The organism is Microcystis ichthyoblabe FBCC-A1114, assembly GCF_050500245.1.
In the GTDB taxonomy this organism is placed as follows: domain Bacteria; phylum Cyanobacteriota; class Cyanobacteriia; order Cyanobacteriales; family Microcystaceae; genus Microcystis; species Microcystis ichthyoblabe_A.
Map to the genome: position 1 here is coordinate 142,127 of NZ_CP191408.1, position 16,806 is coordinate 158,932.

The window sequence follows — 16,806 nt, forward strand, 5'->3', positions numbered from 1 at the left end:
TGAACATTAGTTAAGTTGCTGATGATTTAAATAGTAGTAATGCCCTTTTTTTGCCATTAACTGCTCGTGATTTCCTTGCTCTATTAATACTCCTCTATCTAAAACTAAAATTATATGAGCATTTCTAACGGTAGATAAGCGATGGGCAATAATTAATGTAGTACGTCCCTTAAGAATTCTATTCAAATTAGTCTGAATAATTCGCTCCGACTCCACATCTAAGTGGGAAGTTGCCTCATCAAAAATCAATAGACGAGGATTGCCTAATAACGCCCTAGCGATGGCTAATCTTTGCCGTTGACCACCAGACAATAACCCTCCACCTTCACCAATCTGGGTTTCATAACTCATCGGTAACTTTTGACCCATATTCCGCACTTCACTTTGAAGTATAAAAAACTACAGGTCTTTTCAAAGAAAAAAAATCAGAATAATCAAAAAAAATACTCAACCAATCAGATGTTGAGGAGAAATCATAAAATGCCAAATATTTTTTCGGCTCGAAGAGTTAAACTAAGTCACAACAATTCGAGGAGTAGTGACTCTCCTATAAGCATATTACTCAATTGTTATCAACTTTGTTGCTTTGTTATTTAGACTAACGATGACAGATAATATTTTTGACAAGATGAAGGCAGAAAATTTAAAATAAAACGGCGTTCTTCAGTTAAATTGACAATTTGCTTGACCCCATTCACAATAAAAATATGAATGCCCTGAAAACATTGAAATATCCATCTCATTGTGGGACGACTCGTTAATTTACTGACTTGATTTTTGACTCCAGCCTTTGCTCTTTTTAAGCTATTTCTTAGTTCTCTTTGTCCGAGGTTATAGACTAACAAGCAGAAAGACATCAAGAATAACATTGTCTCGATTCTTTCCGTTTTTTTAACAAAGAAACTATCCGCAAAAAATAAAGGCTCTTTCAAAAATCTAAATCCTCTTTCACAAGACTGTTGATTTTTATAAGTTGTCACCATTTCGGCTGAGTCTAATTTGTCTTCTTCATCAACTAAGTTAGTTGCTAAAATAAATCTGCCTGCTTCCTTTCTTCTTCTGACTATCTCTTCAGTTTTTTCTTGCCCTACGCCGCTAATTTTATAAATCGTTTTATGGTCTTTTGATTGACTGGCAATTAGGTCAATTTCTAGGATTTTAACGAGGTTTAATTTTTGATTAATTGCTCTTAATTTATATCGGGCTTGTTGGGGATTTTCAAACTCTTCTTTCTGCAAGCTCTTGAGAATTCTCTCCCCTTTGTCTTTTTCTTTTTTCAGGTTATTTTCTAGTTTTTTTAAGTCACTTATTTGTCTTTTTTCACTGGTTACTATTAGCCAGATTTGTTGGATTCCCCCATAAGTCACTTTTTCTTCTTTCCAGGTATATCCTTCTAAATTTAGCTCTGCCCTTTTTTCTCTTTCCTTGGCCTCTATTTCTTCCATTTCTGAATTTTGGACTAATTCTTTGGCTCTTTTTATCGTCATGGGAACTCTACTTATCCATTTTAGATGTTGAATTAGTTGAAGATTCTCTTGACTATATAAGGCACTGTCACAGACCATAATACTGTCAAATTTTATTTGTTTTTTAAATTCTACTAAGATTTTGCCAAAGACAGCTTTGTCCGCTTCATTTCCATCTCCGACTCTCACAAATAATGGTACGTCTCCATCCTCGGTTGTTATTAAGTCTAAGACGCATTGTTTCAAATCTGGTCGATGGTCACGAGAATATCCTTTGGTAATAATTATTGGTCTTTCTTTGAGCAGCTCTTCTTCTTTCTCTTTTTTTCTTCACTTTTATATTCTCCATCTAGATGAAATGATGTGGCATCTAGATGAGAATATTTTGTCTCTATTTTAAATTTTTTGATGACCGATAAGACAACTTCTATAAAGATATCATTCAGTCCATGTTTGTATAATTCATCCATGACTCTCCCAATTTTATCATCATTGATATAATCGGTTTTTATTTCTTCTCCCAATAATTCTTCGATTCCTTTATCTTCAAAAAATTGACTAAATAAGTATAAAGGTCTTGAAACAAATCCTAATCCATTGATTAGAATAGCTTTGACCACTGTTCCTGCTGAAATTTTTTCTCGGGGGTCGATTCCTAATTTAGAGTTGATTATTTCAACTATTCCTATTTCGTCAATTAGCCCGGCTACTATTCCTAAGTGATCTAGGTTTTTAATTTTTACCTCTGAGATAGGAGACAATTTTTGTACCTTTAATAGATTTTTGAGCTTTTTGATTGTCTCACTTTTTTGGGACTAATTCTCTGAGTATTTTTACTTATTTTTTCTTGAATGAGTTTATGCTACTTTATACTACATTTTGAAGTGCGGAGTGTCGGTTTTGAATAAACTCGTCAGCACCTGCTAATTGAGCGGCTTCGATAATTTCCGCCTGAGTTGCAGAAGGTCGCGCTAGGGTCAAGTTGTCCCGAATTGTGCCACCAAATAAAAAAGTATCCTGGTCAACAACACCAACCCTTTGACGCAAAGAAGATAAAGAAATGCTAGTTATGTCATGACCATCAATGAAAATCTTCCCATCTGTAGGGGTATATAGCCCCAAAACTAGCTTAGAAATAGTAGTTTTTCCTGAACCAGAACGCCCCACTAAAGCTACAGTCTGTCCGGCTTTGATTTCAAAGCTGAGATTCTCTAAAACATTAGTTTCGCTTTCTGGGTGGTAACGAAATGTCACCTTGTCAAAAATAATATCTCCTCGTAAATATGTTAAATAATAACGAGCCTGAGATTGCAAATCTTCCTCTGGTTCGGTATCAATCACATCATTAATTCGCTCCACTGCAATGATTACCTCCTGTAACTCATTCCATAGAACCGTTAACCGCTGAAAAGGGTTTATTACATTGCCAATTAACATATTAAAAGCCACCAACTGCCCGATGGTTAATTCTCCTTGAATCACTAACCAAGCGCCAAACCAAAGCAGCCCAGTGGTCACTAAAGATTCAATGGTTAAGCTAAATACTTGGAGTCGGTTGCTAATAATCTGCCCAGAAAAGTTTTTGCGAATTGACTTGTTGAGAAACTCCTCCCAACGCCAGCGCACTACTTGCTCAATTGCCAGAGATTTGACCGTGCGTACACCAGTCAAAGATTGGATTAAATAACCACTTTCTTCCGCTAAGGCCGCAAATATTTCTCTGGATATCTTTTGTAGGAAAGGAGTAGCAATGATAGCAAGCAGGAAAAAAGGTGGCACAATGACTAATGCCAGTAAAGCCATTTTCCAGCTATACCAGAACATAAGTCCCACATAGATAAAGACCGTGAGTAAATCTAATACAATAGATAGGGCTTCACCCGTTAGAAATCTCTCAATCTTGCGGTTTTCCTGCACCCTGGCCATGATATCCCCCACATAGCGAAACTCAAAAAAACGCAGGGGTAATCGGAAAGTGTGGGTAATAAATCCCACAATCATGGCTAAATTTACTTTGTTGGCAGTGTGGTCGAGGAGATATTGTCGTAATCCGGTCAAAGCAACCCGAAATAAACCAAAAATGACTAACCCTAATCCCACAGCCGTTAAGGTTAATGTACTGCCTTGAACAACTACCCGGTCGAGGAGTAACTGAGTAAATAGTGGGGTAACTAATCCGAAAATTTGAATGACTAAGGAAGCAATAAATACTTCTAGTAATACTTGACCGTGAGGACTGGCTAAATTAAAAAATTGCCAAAATGGGGTAGTATGATTTTTGAGTTCCTTGATTAAAGCTGTCGGTTGTAGGAGTAGTGTATAACCCTGCCAACCTGTTTTAAATTCTGGATATGTTAAACTCCGTTGACCAATAGCAGGGTCAGCAACAATGACTTGATTGCGAGTGATTTCATAAACTACGATATAATGTTTGCCTTCCCAGTGAGCGATTGCGGGTAATTTTTGTTTAGCCAGTTGGTCAATACTGGCTTTAACTGGTCTAGTGGAAAATCCGATACTTTCCGCCGCAGCGGATAGTCCTCGCAAAGAAGCCCCATTGGCATCTACATTAGCAATATCTCGAATGCGGTTGACACTAAACTTTTTGCCCCAATAACGGGCAACCATTACTAAACAAGCAGCACCACAGTCAGAACCACTTTGTTGCTCAAAAAAAGGATAGCGTCTAGTAATATGCTGCCATAGATGAGTAACGCGCTGAGTGGGGCTAGGGAAATAAGCCTTGTTAACTTTTTGCTTGTGGGTTTTTAGATATATTTCATCTTTGATTGTGCTAATTCCCGCAATTAGTTCCTGGTCGTCGTTTACGGATAAATCTAGTTGAGTATTGATGGAAAATTTACTTTTTTGTTCATTATCTTTAGCGGTAGCTAAATTGTACAAATACTCCTTAAATCGGGAATTTTTATGAATGATAGAGCGCAAAACTTTACCAGGAATATAACATAGCTCTGCTTGAGGCGAAACCCTGACAGCATAATCTAAAAAACCGGCTTCAGGAAACAAAGTACATTCCCCAAATAGTTGAGCCGGATGCAGGGTGCTAATTAAGTCCAGGCTACTGTTAACCAGTCTTACTTTGCCAGCGACCAAAATATATAAGCCATCGGATGCTGAGATACTTTCCAACAACAAACCGGGGTTAGGTTTTGAAAATTCAGCCGACTCAACTAAACTGGCTAAATCCTCTTCTGATAAAAATTGACCGACTAGACCAGATAGATATTCTTTGGCAGTCATTTCTCCCTCGATAGTGTTGCAAACACTTAATAGCACTTAATAGATTTTTCATGATGATTAAGAAAATGCCACCTCCTCTGGAATGTCCCTAATCACAATGCCGCTTTTACTGGATTTTTTCGGCTCATTTTTTTCAAGGTTATTCGATTTTGGTCTGGTAGATAAACCCATTTGTTTGAGTAGTCTGTTGATATGGCGATCGCTGATTTTAATTCCTAATTCTGCGCTCAGGTGCTCGCTGAGTTTCTTAGCAGTCCATCGGGAAGCCGAATAACTAAAATCACGGTGAGGGACTTTAACTTCTCTAGGGCTTTGACTGACTAACTTCCTCAAACGCTGCAAGCATTCCTCGTCTACAGTTTGAGGTCTGCCAATTGGGCCACTATTCCACTGGTGAGCCTGACCAGACTTGGCGAGGGTTATCCAATGGCGTGCTGTACTATGGGAACAGCCCAACTCTTGGCAAATTTGGGTTTGGGTTTTACCCTCATCTGCCAGCAGCATAATTTGAATTCGTTGAAAATGGCGCTTAGACAACCCTTTTTCTAGGCTTTTTTCTAAGTGTTTTCTCTGAAAAGCACTGAGAAATCGACCAGAGTTATTGGGAAAATTAATACCAGTTTGAGATGATTTCATAAGCTGATACTCATTGGCATTAGAGGATTTTGGACAATCTGCGACATCTTTGCAAAACAAAATTTGGCGTTGCGTATTTGCGGTATAAATCAATTAGACACGGGTATTACCTCGTACTCGTAGAACAGATGGTGGGCAGTTAGCACGGTGTATGTCGCCCATGCTTTTTGAGCATTATACCAGATCCTTCTGGTTTAAGTAGTCGGACATAAGTTTTCGCTGCTGTATAAAGTTTTGTAAATAGGGTAGAAAGCTGTATGCAGCAGCGAAAACCGCCTCTTTTACATTCCTTAACATAGTGTTGTTGTTCATTTATGGCTCTTCTGGTTTCTGTGTGGAAACGAGGTCTATACTGATAGTTTCTTCTTTCAAAATAGTCCTAAAAGTCCTGACCAGTAAGCATTTAACCTTACATAAGCAAAAATTATCACACAAATTTGAGAAGAGCCCAGAAGGTAAGAGGTAGTTAGATATGTGTAATTAATTTTGCTTAGGTACTTATCATCCAATTCCGCTGTATAATTTCCTCCACTAAAATCAAGCTTATCCCTTTAGCTTTCACAATAGGTTTAAGCAACTGAGGAGGTTTCGTAGCAAACACAGCAGCAGATATTTCTGGTTTTAAATCCTGGCGACGCTGTACCCCCAAATATCCACCCTGACGGCGTAACTCTTTATCCTCAATATACTTGTCAGTCACATCATAGAAACTCATTTCCCCTAGCAAACCCTAATTAATTTCTAAAAAATCTTGCAATTTTTTTAGATAAGTAGGGGCATCTTCTAACATGGGAAAGTGAGCAGTATTAGCCATCTCCACATACTGGATATTATTATTCAAATCCGCCGCCATTTTGCCCATTTTGGCAGGAATAATAATGTCTTTTTCCCCTGATACTAAAAGAGTTGGTATCTTAATCTCGGCAAATTTACCTGGCATAATTTCCACTGCTTTTTTACTCACAGATGTATAAATTGTGCCTAGAGCTGCCTCGTAATCCGCCGCTAAAAAATCTTCTAAAAAAGCAATTCTTTCTGATTTTGGGATCGATCGATGCAAAAATCTCGCCATAAATAATCGATCGGCAAAAGGTACTTTTAAAAACCAATCATAACGAAACTGTACCACATACTTACCGAATTTATGGAAGGCAGCAAAAGCCGCTTTATTATACTCAAAAATGCCATTACAGGTTAAAATTGCTTTGACCACTCTTTCGGGGTACATAGTAATAAAAAAAGTCGCCACTGATGCCCCCATAGAGTGACTATTGAGATAGATTTTTTCAATTTCCAAACTATCTAAAAACAAGGCCAAATCAAGGGCATATTCTTCTAAATCGTAGGAAAGATCGGAGGATTTTTCCGGCAATTTAGACCGACCAAAACCCCGCATATCGTACAATAAACAATCAAAGCGATCGCAAATTGCCGCAGCTGTTGATCGCCAATAGCGTCCCGATCCTCCCCAACCATGAATAAACACCATCACCGGCTTTTTTTGGGCAGATTCCGACTGTCGAATCCACTCGTAATAGTGGGGAACACCGCGAACAGTGATTGTTTTATCGATTATTTGAGTTTTCATGATAGTTAGATACCTAGCCATCCTCGTAAAGAGTTTTGCAAACGTCGCGCATCTGTGTCCGATAGTCGTCCGATTCTCTTAAGGAGTAAATCTTGTTGGATTGTGTATATCCCCCGCTTAACGGCCGTCGGTACATTCAATCCCTCGTTCTCCCAATCTTCCAGCAAAAACTCGCCCTCCAGTAAATTATTGATGCGACTGGTAAGGGGAACCAGAAAAACATCCCGTGAACGGTGAGGAGAACTAACAATGATAACCGGTCTGATTTTAGCGTCCGCTAAATCTGAAAAAGGATAACGAACGAGAACGATTTCAAGCTTCGAGTAATCGTTCATAGATGTCGTCTTCCAGATTATCCCAAATCTTAGCCAGTGCAGTTTCGCTGACTTTTTGCCAGAAATCCGAGTTTGTCTCCTCCGGGATGAGGGTGACTAAAACCCTAGTACCCTCTGGAATCGGCACGGATTCGAGGAGTTCGATCCGGCCTTCTTTGACAATTGCGGGAACGGTATTGAGCATGGTTAACCTCGATTTTTCCCCTTAAGCGGATTCTTGACTGGGTAGAGAGGAAGGATGAACCAATAGATCTGCCGTGGAACGTTTTTCCACCATTTCGCGGGTGATTAAACAGCGTTTCACGTCCTTGCGCGAGGGCAATTCGTACATGACATCGAGCATTAATTCCTCGACAATACCCCGTAGGGCCCGGGCCCCAGTTTTGCGACGATAGGCCTCTTGGGCGATCGCTAGGACGGCATCAGATTTAAACTCTAACTGTACATTGTCCATCTTCAACAGTTTTTGATACTGTTTCACCAAAGCGTTGCGGGGTTGCGTCAGGATAGCGATTAAAGCTTCCTCATCCAGGGGTGAAAGCGCAGCTAGGACGGGAATCCGACCGACAAACTCCGGAATCATGCCAAATTTGACTAAATCATCGGGAGTCATTTGTTTTAATAACCCTGCCGCTACCTTATCCTTACTAGCTTGGCCATCTCCCGGTTGAATAAAGCCCATGGATTTTTTACCGAGACGCTGATCGATCACCTTATCTAAACCGACAAACGCCCCACCGCAGATAAACAGGATATTGCTGGTGTCAATCTGAATACAATCCTGATAGGGGTGTTTGCGGCCGCCTTGGGGGGGAACATTGGCGATCGTTCCCTCTAACATTTTCAGTAAAGCTTGCTGTACCCCTTCTCCGGACACATCCCGGGTAATCGAGGTATTTTCGCTCTTACGGGCAATTTTATCGATTTCATCGATGTAGATAATGCCCCGCTGCGCTTCTTCCACGTCTAAATCTGCCACTTGTAACAGACGCAAGAGAATATTTTCCACATCTTCCCCCACATAACCGGCCTCGGTTAAAGTGGTGGCATCAGCGACGGCAAAAGGTACATCGAGGATTTTAGCCAGAGTTTGAGCTAGAAGGGTTTTTCCCGATCCTGTGGGACCAATTAACAGAATATTGGATTTTTGCAGTTCGATGCTATCTTCTGGACTACCGCCACCGGCTTTTTGGGTTTGGATATCTTTGAGGCGTTTGTAATGGTTATAAACGGCCACCGAAAGCACTTTTTTCGCCTCATTTTGACCAATAACGTAGTCATCGAGGTGTTTTTTAATCTCTCTTGGTTTGGGAATTTGTTCCCAAGTGGTTTTGTTTTGGCCCGATCGCCGTTTGTTGGGACGTTCCTCCACTGGGGCGACCGGACTGGGCGGTTCCATCAATTCCTCATCGAGAATTTCGTTACACAGTTCCACACACTCGTCACAGATATAGACCCCCGGCCCGGCGATTAATTTTCGCACTTGTTCCTGGGATTTGCCGCAAAATGAACACTTGAGGTGGGAGTCGTACTTAGACATAGTTTATTTACAGGGAAGTAACGGGAACGGTAGGATCGGGCAGTTCGGGACGGGAAATCACCAGATCGATTAACCCATATTCTTTGGCTTCGACGGCCGACATGAAAAAGTCCCGTTCGGTGTCGTTGGCGATGCGATCGTAGGGTTGACCGGTGTGGTGAGCCAGCATGGTATTGAGTCTCTGTTTAATATAGAGGATCTCTTTGGCCTGGATGGCGATATCACTAGCTTGACCTTGGGCGCCGCCGAGGGGTTGGTGAATCATGATCCGGCTACTGGGTAGGGACATCCGTTTACCTGCTGCGCCGCCACAAAGCAGGAATGCTCCCATACTAGCGGCTAAACCGAAACAAATTGTCGCCACGTCGGGGCGAATTTGTTGCATGGTGTCGTAGATAGCTAATCCGGCATAAACGGAACCGCCGGGGGAGTTGATATAGAGTTGGATATCTTTTTCGGGATCTTCTGCCTCCAAGTAGAGGAGTTGGGCGACGATCGAATCAGCGACCTGATCATCGACGGGAGTTCCCAAAAAGACAATTCTCTCGCGCAGGAGTCGAGAATAGATATCAAAAGCCCGTTCACCCATGCCAGACTGTTCGATTACCACGGGTAAAACGTTAGCTAGGGAGTTTCTCCCCGTGTTGGCGTAGATAGCAGGGCGACAATTACTGGTAATTGGGTAGTCAGGTGATCTCGATTCGAGCATAATTTTTTCGGTTCCGCTATCACAATCTTAGGGTTTTTGCTTGGCTGTGGAGCTTTGACTGGCAAATGTTAAGCATCTTTAGCACTTCTGTCCATCTATTATGCCCTAAGTTTTCCCCGGTTGGCAGGAATCAGTGATCAGTGATCAGTGATCAGTTATCAGTTATCAGTTATCAGTTTTAGACACAGCAAGCCTTTTAGGGATTTAAAGAACATTTAAAAGGGGGTTTTTGGGGCAATTCTGAGTGTACTATCATGCCTAAAAGCCTGAAGACTCGTAAAATGAACTTGTTAATCCCGTTGAATTTTACCCCGTATTACGTGAACTAAAATCTGAAACCCTTGCTACAGCGCAAATTTAGAATTGCTGAGTTATCAGGAAATGGGGGGATGGGGGAATTCAACCAATACCCTAAAACCCCAACACCCCAACACGACTGCTAACTCCTTACGGTTCTTCCTCGGCTGCCAACACTTCCACTTCGGTGAATGCGAAGGTTTCTTCTGTTTCCTCCTCCTCGCTTGTTTCTTCCTCTAGGGAACCTTTGGGGACGAGGGTGATAGTAGCCTTTTCTTTCAGCCATTCTAGGGTGTTTTCCGCCAGCATTTCTTCGGTGATCACCTGTTCCAGACGCTGCCTATCTATGTCGCGATCGGACAATTGGGCCATGATATTAGCTATTTTTTCCGTTACCGCTTCGGGACTGACTTCAATGCCTGCGACTTTAGCCAATTCTTGCACCACGAGAGTCTCTTTTAGACTTTCGATCGCATCAGGACGGGTGCTTTCCCGCATTTTGGGAATATTATCTTTTGTAAACAACTGGTTGACATCTAGCCCCATTTGTTGAAATTCCATGAAGCTTTGGGTCAAAATATGCGTCACTTCCTTTTCGATCAACGTCTCCGGTAAATCTAAAGTGGCACCCTTAACTAATTCCTTGGTTAAAGCGTCATAAATGCTTTCTTTGGTTTCCTTCTCCGCTTGTTCTTGGAAGCGTTTCTCTAAACTTGCTCTTAATTCGGCGATTGTCTCCTGATCGCTGACTTCTTGGGCAAAATCGTCGTCAAGCTCTGGTAATTCCTTCGCTTTTAACTCTTTCATCGTAATGGTAAAGATTACCGCTTTTGCTGCCACATCCTCTTTGGGATAATCTTCTGGGAAAGTTAAAGTCATCTCTTTGACTTCTTCCGGTTTCATGCCGACAATTCCTTCCACCATCCCCTCGATAAAGCGTCCTGCTTCCATATCCACCTGCAGATCTTCGCCGTCAATATCCGGGATATCCTCGCCAGTTTCGACGGATTTTCCCCGATAATCAACGATCGCCACATCTCCTAGCTGCGCCCCGCGATCTTCCACGGGAACCAATGTCGCTAACTGTTCTTGACGCTCTTTAAACCAATTTTCCACGGATTCGGGATCATAAACGGTTTCTTCGGCAGTAACGCTCAGATTTTCGTAATCTCCGAGAATAATTGTCGGGGCCACATCCACGGAAACTGAAAAAGTCAAAGCTTTACCCGGTTCATAGGCAGCGATCAAATCCTCAAACTTAGACAATAGCTGCGGAGTACCCAGGGACTCGATCCCCTCCTGTTTTAGGGCAGATTCGAGACAATTTTCGATTAATTCCTCAATTACCGCCGCTTTTACAGCTTTAGAACCCAATCTTTGCAGAAGAATCTGACGGGGAACCTTACCGGGGCGAAAACCGGGTATATTGGCCGACTTCGCTAAATTATTTACCACTTTCTCGTGGGTGTTTTTCGTGGTTTCGGCGGGAATTTCAATTTCTAAACCTATCTGACTGGCAGGAAGCTTTTCCTGAATAACTTTCATTGATTTTTCTAGCTCTTACGACAAGGAACGTTTATAATAGGGTGAGCGGTGTTTACGCCTGCGGTGGATCCGTCCCGCTCATGATATTCTAGGGGAATAGCTGCAGTTGCTCCCCAAGCTCTCACAATCTTTTTATTTTAGCGGTCAATGGGGTATATTTAATTTATTCCGTCCTTGGGGCAGTTAAGCCCAATCAGAAAATTTTGCTGATCAAAAGCCGATCAATCCAAGCTTGAGAATAACTCGGTGGACAAAAAAGATTTTTTACTTTAACGATTTCTTCAGATCATTGTCATCACCCAACTCGTCAGGAGGTCACACAATTTGAGTCAAAAAGTACGGGTCGCTATTTTGGGGGCCACTGGGGCCGTGGGAACGGAATTGCTAGAGTTATTAGCTAGTCGTCAATTCCCTCTCGCTAGTCTAAAATTACTGGCTTCCGAGCGTTCTGCTGGAAAAACCCTCGATTTTCGGGGCGAAAGTCTCCTAATCGAAGCGGTAAACGAGCGCTCTTTTCAGGACGTGGATATCGTTCTCGCTTCTGCGGGGGGAGCCACCTCAAAAGTTTGGGCGAAAACTATTGTCGAGTCGGGTGCGACGATTATCGATAACTCCAGCGCTTTTCGCATGAATCCCGAAGTGCCTCTGGTTGTCCCAGAAATCAATCCCGACAGTGTGGACAATCACCGGGGCATTATCGCTAATCCCAACTGTACGACAATTCTTTTAGGAGTGGCGATCTGGCCTCTCCACCAAGTACAGGCGATCGAGCGAGTAGTAGTTTCTACTTATCAGTCCGCTAGTGGTGCCGGAGCGCGAGCCATGGAGGAGGTAAAACAGCAAGCGCAAGCAATTCTTGACAATCGACAACCTCCCACTAATTCCTTCCCCTATCCCCTCGCTTTTAATCTTTTTCCCCACAATACCCCAATTAATGGCCAAGGGTACTGCGAGGAAGAAATGAAAATGGTCAACGAAACCCGCAAGATTTTTGCTTGTCCAGAGCTGCGGGTTAGTGCCACCTGTGTGAGGGTTCCCGTCCTGCGGGCCCATTCGGAATCGGTTAACCTAGAATTTAGTCGGCCTTTTTCTGTGGTGAAGGCCAGAGAAATTCTTGAGTCTGCTCCGGGGGTAAGATTAGTGGAAGATTGGGACGCTAATTATTTTCCCATGCCAATTGATGCCACCGGTCGCGATGAAGTATTAGTGGGACGCATTCGTCAAGATATCTCCCATCCTAACGGTCTAGAATTGTGGCTATGCGGCGATCAAATTCGCAAGGGTGCGGCTTTAAATGCTGTACAAATTGCCGAGCTTTTAGTTAAGAAAAATCTCGTCGGTTAAAGATTTGCAACAGTTTGATAACTAAGCTATCAGCCATCAGCTAAATCAAGGCGATAATAATTAGAAAAATAGCTAATTAACCGGATAAGTAAAGTCTGAAAGCTGATTGCTGATTGCTCAAAAACTGATAATAAAGGCCGAACCTAAAACCTACTTTTTAGGTAGGAGGATTGCTAGATTCTTTCTGTTGCCTCTTGCCTTGAGAAGCTGATAACTGATAACTGATAACTGATAACTGATAACTGAATCAATGAGTGAAACATATTTTGGACGAGTAATTACGGCGATGGTGACTCCCTTCACCGTCGAGGGTCGAGTTAATTATGCTATGGTGGAAAGATTGGCCGATTATCTAGTTACCCACGGTAGCGATGGTATAGTGGTCTGTGGGACGACGGGAGAATCACCCACCCTAAGTTGGCAGGAAGAATACGAACTATTTAGTATTGTCAAAAAAGCGGTTAATGGTCGGGGAAAAGTGATTGCGGGGACGGGTTCTAATTCCACTTCCGAAGCGATCGAAGCGACCCAACAGGCTGCTAAACTGGGTTTAGATGGTTCTTTACAAGTGGTTCCCTACTACAACAAACCTCCCCAAGAGGGTTTATATGAGCATTTTCGCGCCATTGCCAAAGCTTGTCCCGATCTGCCAGTAATGCTTTATAATATCCCCGGTCGTACTGGTCAAAATATGACCCCAGAAACGATTATTAAACTGGCAGCAGTTGATAATATTGTGGCGGTAAAAGAAGCTAGTGGTAATTTAGAACAAACCTGCAAGATTTACTGTCATACTCCTGAAAATTTCGCTATTTATTCCGGCGATGATTTTCTCACCTTACCCCTAATCACCTGTGGTGCGGTGGGAGTGGTCAGTGTTGCTAGTCATCTAGTGGGAGAAGAAATTCAAGGAATGATTCAAGCTTTCTTAACTGGAGATGCGGCCAAAGCAATCGAGATTAATTTGAAATTATTTCCCCTGTTTAAAGGTTTATTCTGTGCCACTAATCCAATTCCAATTAAAGCGGCCTTAAATCTAGTCGGTTGGGAAGTGGGGGGTCTAAGACTTCCTTTATGTTCCTTAAGTCCAGAGTTAGAAGAAGGATTAGCAAAAATCATGCAAGAATTGGCTTTAATCTAGAAAAATACTAGAAATTCTTGCCCACTAAACTGGGATTTTTCGAGAAAGTAGGTTATAATATTAATAGCTTCACTAGAAGAAAAGAAATATAGTTTAGAACAGCCAGAAAGTATTGATACTAAGTGAATTTAACTAGGTGTTGTTTACCTAGTTCGACTTATTCTAACTATTCATTTTTTGAGATTTCCCGTCCACAAAACCAACCTGAAAAATCACCATAACTTACCATCAAAGGATACCTAATGAGTCAAGATAAAACCCAAGCAAAACTAAAGATCATTCCCCTAGGAGGATTACACGAAATCGGCAAAAACACCTGTGTTTTTGAATACGATGATGAGATTATTCTCCTGGATGCTGGTTTAGCTTTTCCTTCCGATGATATGCACGGGGTCAATGTAGTGCTTCCCGATATGACTTATCTAAGGGAAAATCGCCATAAAATTAAGGGTATGATCGTCACCCACGGTCACGAAGATCATATCGGTGGTATTCCCTACCATCTCAAACAATTTGATGTACCAATTATCTACGGTCCGCGTCTAGCGATGGCTTTATTGCGGGATAAATTGGAAGAAGCAGGATTGGCAAATCGTACCAAATTAGAAACCGTAGTTCCTCGGCAAATGGTGCGTTTAGGTAAATCTTTCATGGTGGAATATATCCGCAATACCCACTCGATCGCCGATAGTTTTTGTGTAGCAATTCATACTCCTTTAGGGGTAGTTATTCACACAGGAGATTTTAAAATTGACCATACTCCCGTCGATGGTGAATTTTTTGATCTGCAAAAAATTGCCGAACATGGCGAGAAAGGGGTGCTATGTTTATTGAGTGATTCCACTAACGCGGAAGTACCCGGTTATACTCCCTCGGAAGCTTCCGTTTATCCCGGTTTAGAGCGGGTTTTTAACCAAGCAACGGGACGGATTATGATCACTACCTTTGCTTCCTCGGTGCATCGGATTAATCTGGTGTTGAAATTGGCCCAGAAATTTAACCGGAAAGTGGTGGTAGTGGGTCGATCGATGTTAAATGTCATCGCTCATGCGCGTAATTTGGGGTATATCAAATGTCCCGACGATCTATTTGAACCCTTAAAAGCGACCCGCAATTTAGCCGATGAAAAAATCGTCATTTTAACCACAGGATCCCAGGGAGAAACTTTAGCGGCCATGACGCGGATTTCTAAGGGTGAACATCCTCATATTCGTGTGCGTCAGGGGGATACGATTGTCTTTTCCGCTAATCCGATTCCGGGTAATACCATCGCTGTGGTCAATACAATTGATCGCCTGATGATGCAGGGTGCTAACGTGGTTTACGGACGCGATAAGGGAATTCACGTTTCTGGCCATGGTTCCCAAGAAGACCATAAATTGATGCTATCTTTGACCCGGCCGAAGTTTTTTGTGCCAGTGCATGGAGAACACCGAATGCTGGTCAAACACGCTCAGATGGCCCAAAGTATGGGGATTCCCGCCGAAAATATGGTAATTGTCAAAAATGGTGACACGATCGAGTTAACTGGCGATCGCATTGCCATCGGCGCGCCAGTGCCTTCGGGAATCGAGTTAGTTGATCAAGCGGGTGTGGTCCACGAACACATTATGCAGGAAAGACAACAGTTAGCCGAAGATGGTGTGATTACGATCGCCGCCTTCGTTAACGCTGAGGGACAATTAAGCGCACCTCCAGAGATTAATTTGCGCGGTGTGGTGACAAAAGTGGAAATCTCGCTGCTGAATCAGTTAATTATTCGGGCGATCGAACGCTGTTTAAGCGATCGCAGTAGTGAATTTAAAACTGCCACGGGGGACCCAGATTGGGCCGGTTTGCGGGCCGAAATCGAGACGACTTTGCAGCGTTTAATCAAACGGGAGTTAAAGAGTCAACCTCTAGTGATTTTCCTCCTGCAAGCGGCGGCAACGGAACCAGCGAACAATCGTACTTATCGCCGCCGCCGTCCGGCAGCCACCATGGCCTCCTAATATCAGTGATCAGTAAACAGTGATCAGTAAACAGTGATCAGTAAACAGTGAAAAGATGGCAAGAAACTGCTATTTAATACTGGTCACTTAACACATACTGCTCACTTAAAACTCAAATCTGATAACTGATAACTGATAACTGATAACTGATAACTGACCATGTTCCATGCTGCCGATTTGCGATCGCTGCTGACCGCCGTTGCCAGGGGAGAAATTAACCCGGAGACAGCCTTAGATAAACTTAAACATCTGGCCTTTGAACCGGTGGAAGACTTTGCTAAAATTGACCATCATCGTCAATTAAGAACGGGATTTCCGGAGGTTATCTGGGGACCGGGTAAAACCACCGCTCAAATTGCCCAAATTATCGGTGTATTGCGTCAAAATAGTCCCGTGGTTATGGCCACCCGCATTGAAGCAGAGATAGCAGTCCAGCTACAGGAACAGGTAACAGACTTAGTTTATTATCCCTTAGCCCGCATCTGTGCCATTGCCGCAGCTGCTCCAGAAAATCCCCCAAAAGGGATAATTTCCATCCTAACGGCGGGAACTGCCGATATTCCCGTAGCGGAGGAGGCGGCGGTTACTGCTCAATTATGCGGTTTTTCCGTGCAGCGTCTCTGGGATGTGGGAGTAGCGGGAATTCATCGCCTCTTGAATCATCGCCATCTACTGGATGCTGCTGATGTGTTAATTGTTGTTGCGGGAATGGAAGGAGCCTTACCAAGTGTGGTAGCGGGATTAGTTGATCGCCCGGTGATCGCCGTTCCCACCAGTATCGGTTACGGAACCAGTTTCGGCGGTATTGCTCCTTTGTTAACTATGCTCAATTCCTGCGCGGTCGGCATCGGTGTGGTTAATATAGATAATGGTTTTGGGGCTGCCATGTTAGCCGGCCAAATTTTACGCACGGCGGCAAGATTAGCCTAGATTTTCCTTCATCTCAGACTGAA

The 16,806-nt window shown here is 42.8% G+C and carries 14 protein-coding genes and 1 pseudogene; 4 read left to right on the top strand and 11 right to left on the bottom strand.

All coding sequences use genetic code 11. The annotated features are described in order from the left end of the window. Window positions 1-6 precede the first annotated feature (6 nt). From ACQY1Y_RS00680 to tig, 11 genes and pseudogenes are all read right to left on the bottom strand, one after another. Window positions 7-378, bottom strand: coding sequence for an ATP-binding cassette domain-containing protein (locus ACQY1Y_RS00680; protein ID WP_430013767.1), 372 nt, complete (start codon window positions 376-378; stop codon window positions 7-9). A gap of 215 nt (window positions 379-593) precedes the next feature. Continuing rightward, window positions 594-2,227 (bottom strand): annotated as a pseudogene (locus tag ACQY1Y_RS00685) (IS1634 family transposase). A gap of 106 nt (window positions 2,228-2,333) precedes the next feature. Beyond that, window positions 2,334-4,727: a peptidase domain-containing ABC transporter gene (locus ACQY1Y_RS00690; protein WP_430013768.1), complete on the bottom strand. Its 2,394-nt coding sequence runs from the start codon at window positions 4,725-4,727 to the stop codon at window positions 2,334-2,336. A gap of 57 nt (window positions 4,728-4,784) precedes the next feature. Then, window positions 4,785-5,363: a helix-turn-helix domain-containing protein gene (locus ACQY1Y_RS00695; RefSeq protein WP_002737810.1), complete on the bottom strand. Its 579-nt coding sequence runs from the start codon at window positions 5,361-5,363 to the stop codon at window positions 4,785-4,787. 490 nt (window positions 5,364-5,853) lie between these two features. Then, window positions 5,854-6,078, bottom strand: coding sequence for a peptidylprolyl isomerase (locus ACQY1Y_RS00700; RefSeq protein ID WP_430013769.1), 225 nt, complete (start codon window positions 6,076-6,078; stop codon window positions 5,854-5,856). 15 nt (window positions 6,079-6,093) lie between these two features. Continuing rightward, window positions 6,094-6,951 (bottom strand): alpha/beta fold hydrolase, encoded by an 858-nt coding sequence (locus tag ACQY1Y_RS00705; RefSeq protein WP_430013770.1) that lies wholly within the window; start codon window positions 6,949-6,951, stop codon window positions 6,094-6,096. 5 nt (window positions 6,952-6,956) lie between these two features. Further along, window positions 6,957-7,286, bottom strand: a complete 330-nt coding sequence (locus ACQY1Y_RS00710) for a type II toxin-antitoxin system PemK/MazF family toxin (protein ID WP_016516286.1) — start codon at window positions 7,284-7,286, stop codon at window positions 6,957-6,959. Further along, window positions 7,264-7,470 (bottom strand): hypothetical protein, encoded by a 207-nt coding sequence (locus tag ACQY1Y_RS00715; protein WP_002737934.1) that lies wholly within the window; start codon window positions 7,468-7,470, stop codon window positions 7,264-7,266. Before ACQY1Y_RS00715 ends, ACQY1Y_RS00710 begins: the two co-directional genes overlap by 23 nt. Before the next feature lie 21 nt (window positions 7,471-7,491). Further along, window positions 7,492-8,826: an ATP-dependent protease ATP-binding subunit ClpX gene (clpX, locus tag ACQY1Y_RS00720; RefSeq protein WP_002752154.1), complete on the bottom strand. Its 1,335-nt coding sequence runs from the start codon at window positions 8,824-8,826 to the stop codon at window positions 7,492-7,494. Window positions 8,827-8,833: 7 nt separating this feature from the next. Next, window positions 8,834-9,535 (bottom strand): ATP-dependent Clp endopeptidase proteolytic subunit ClpP, encoded by a 702-nt coding sequence (gene clpP, locus ACQY1Y_RS00725; RefSeq protein ID WP_002736918.1) that lies wholly within the window; start codon window positions 9,533-9,535, stop codon window positions 8,834-8,836. 447 nt (window positions 9,536-9,982) lie between these two features. Next, on the bottom strand, window positions 9,983-11,377 hold the full coding sequence (tig, locus tag ACQY1Y_RS00730) for a trigger factor (protein WP_430013771.1): 1,395 nt from the start codon (window positions 11,375-11,377) through the stop codon (window positions 9,983-9,985). A gap of 324 nt (window positions 11,378-11,701) precedes the next feature. Between tig and ACQY1Y_RS00735 the strand changes: the two genes are divergently transcribed. From ACQY1Y_RS00735 to larB, 4 genes are all read left to right on the top strand, one after another. Next, the gene (locus ACQY1Y_RS00735; protein ID WP_430013772.1) at window positions 11,702-12,721 is read left to right on the top strand and encodes an aspartate-semialdehyde dehydrogenase; all 1,020 of its coding nucleotides are present in this window, start codon (window positions 11,702-11,704) and stop codon (window positions 12,719-12,721) included. A gap of 250 nt (window positions 12,722-12,971) precedes the next feature. Beyond that, entirely contained in the window at window positions 12,972-13,862 is an 891-nt protein-coding gene (gene dapA / locus ACQY1Y_RS00740) for a 4-hydroxy-tetrahydrodipicolinate synthase (RefSeq protein WP_430013773.1), read from the top strand. Window positions 13,863-14,104: 242 nt separating this feature from the next. Then, the gene (locus tag ACQY1Y_RS00745; protein ID WP_430013774.1) at window positions 14,105-15,853 is read left to right on the top strand and encodes a ribonuclease J; all 1,749 of its coding nucleotides are present in this window, start codon (window positions 14,105-14,107) and stop codon (window positions 15,851-15,853) included. Window positions 15,854-16,012: 159 nt separating this feature from the next. Next, window positions 16,013-16,783 (top strand): nickel pincer cofactor biosynthesis protein LarB, encoded by a 771-nt coding sequence (larB, locus tag ACQY1Y_RS00750; RefSeq protein WP_002777893.1) that lies wholly within the window; start codon window positions 16,013-16,015, stop codon window positions 16,781-16,783. Window positions 16,784-16,806 lie beyond the last annotated feature (23 nt).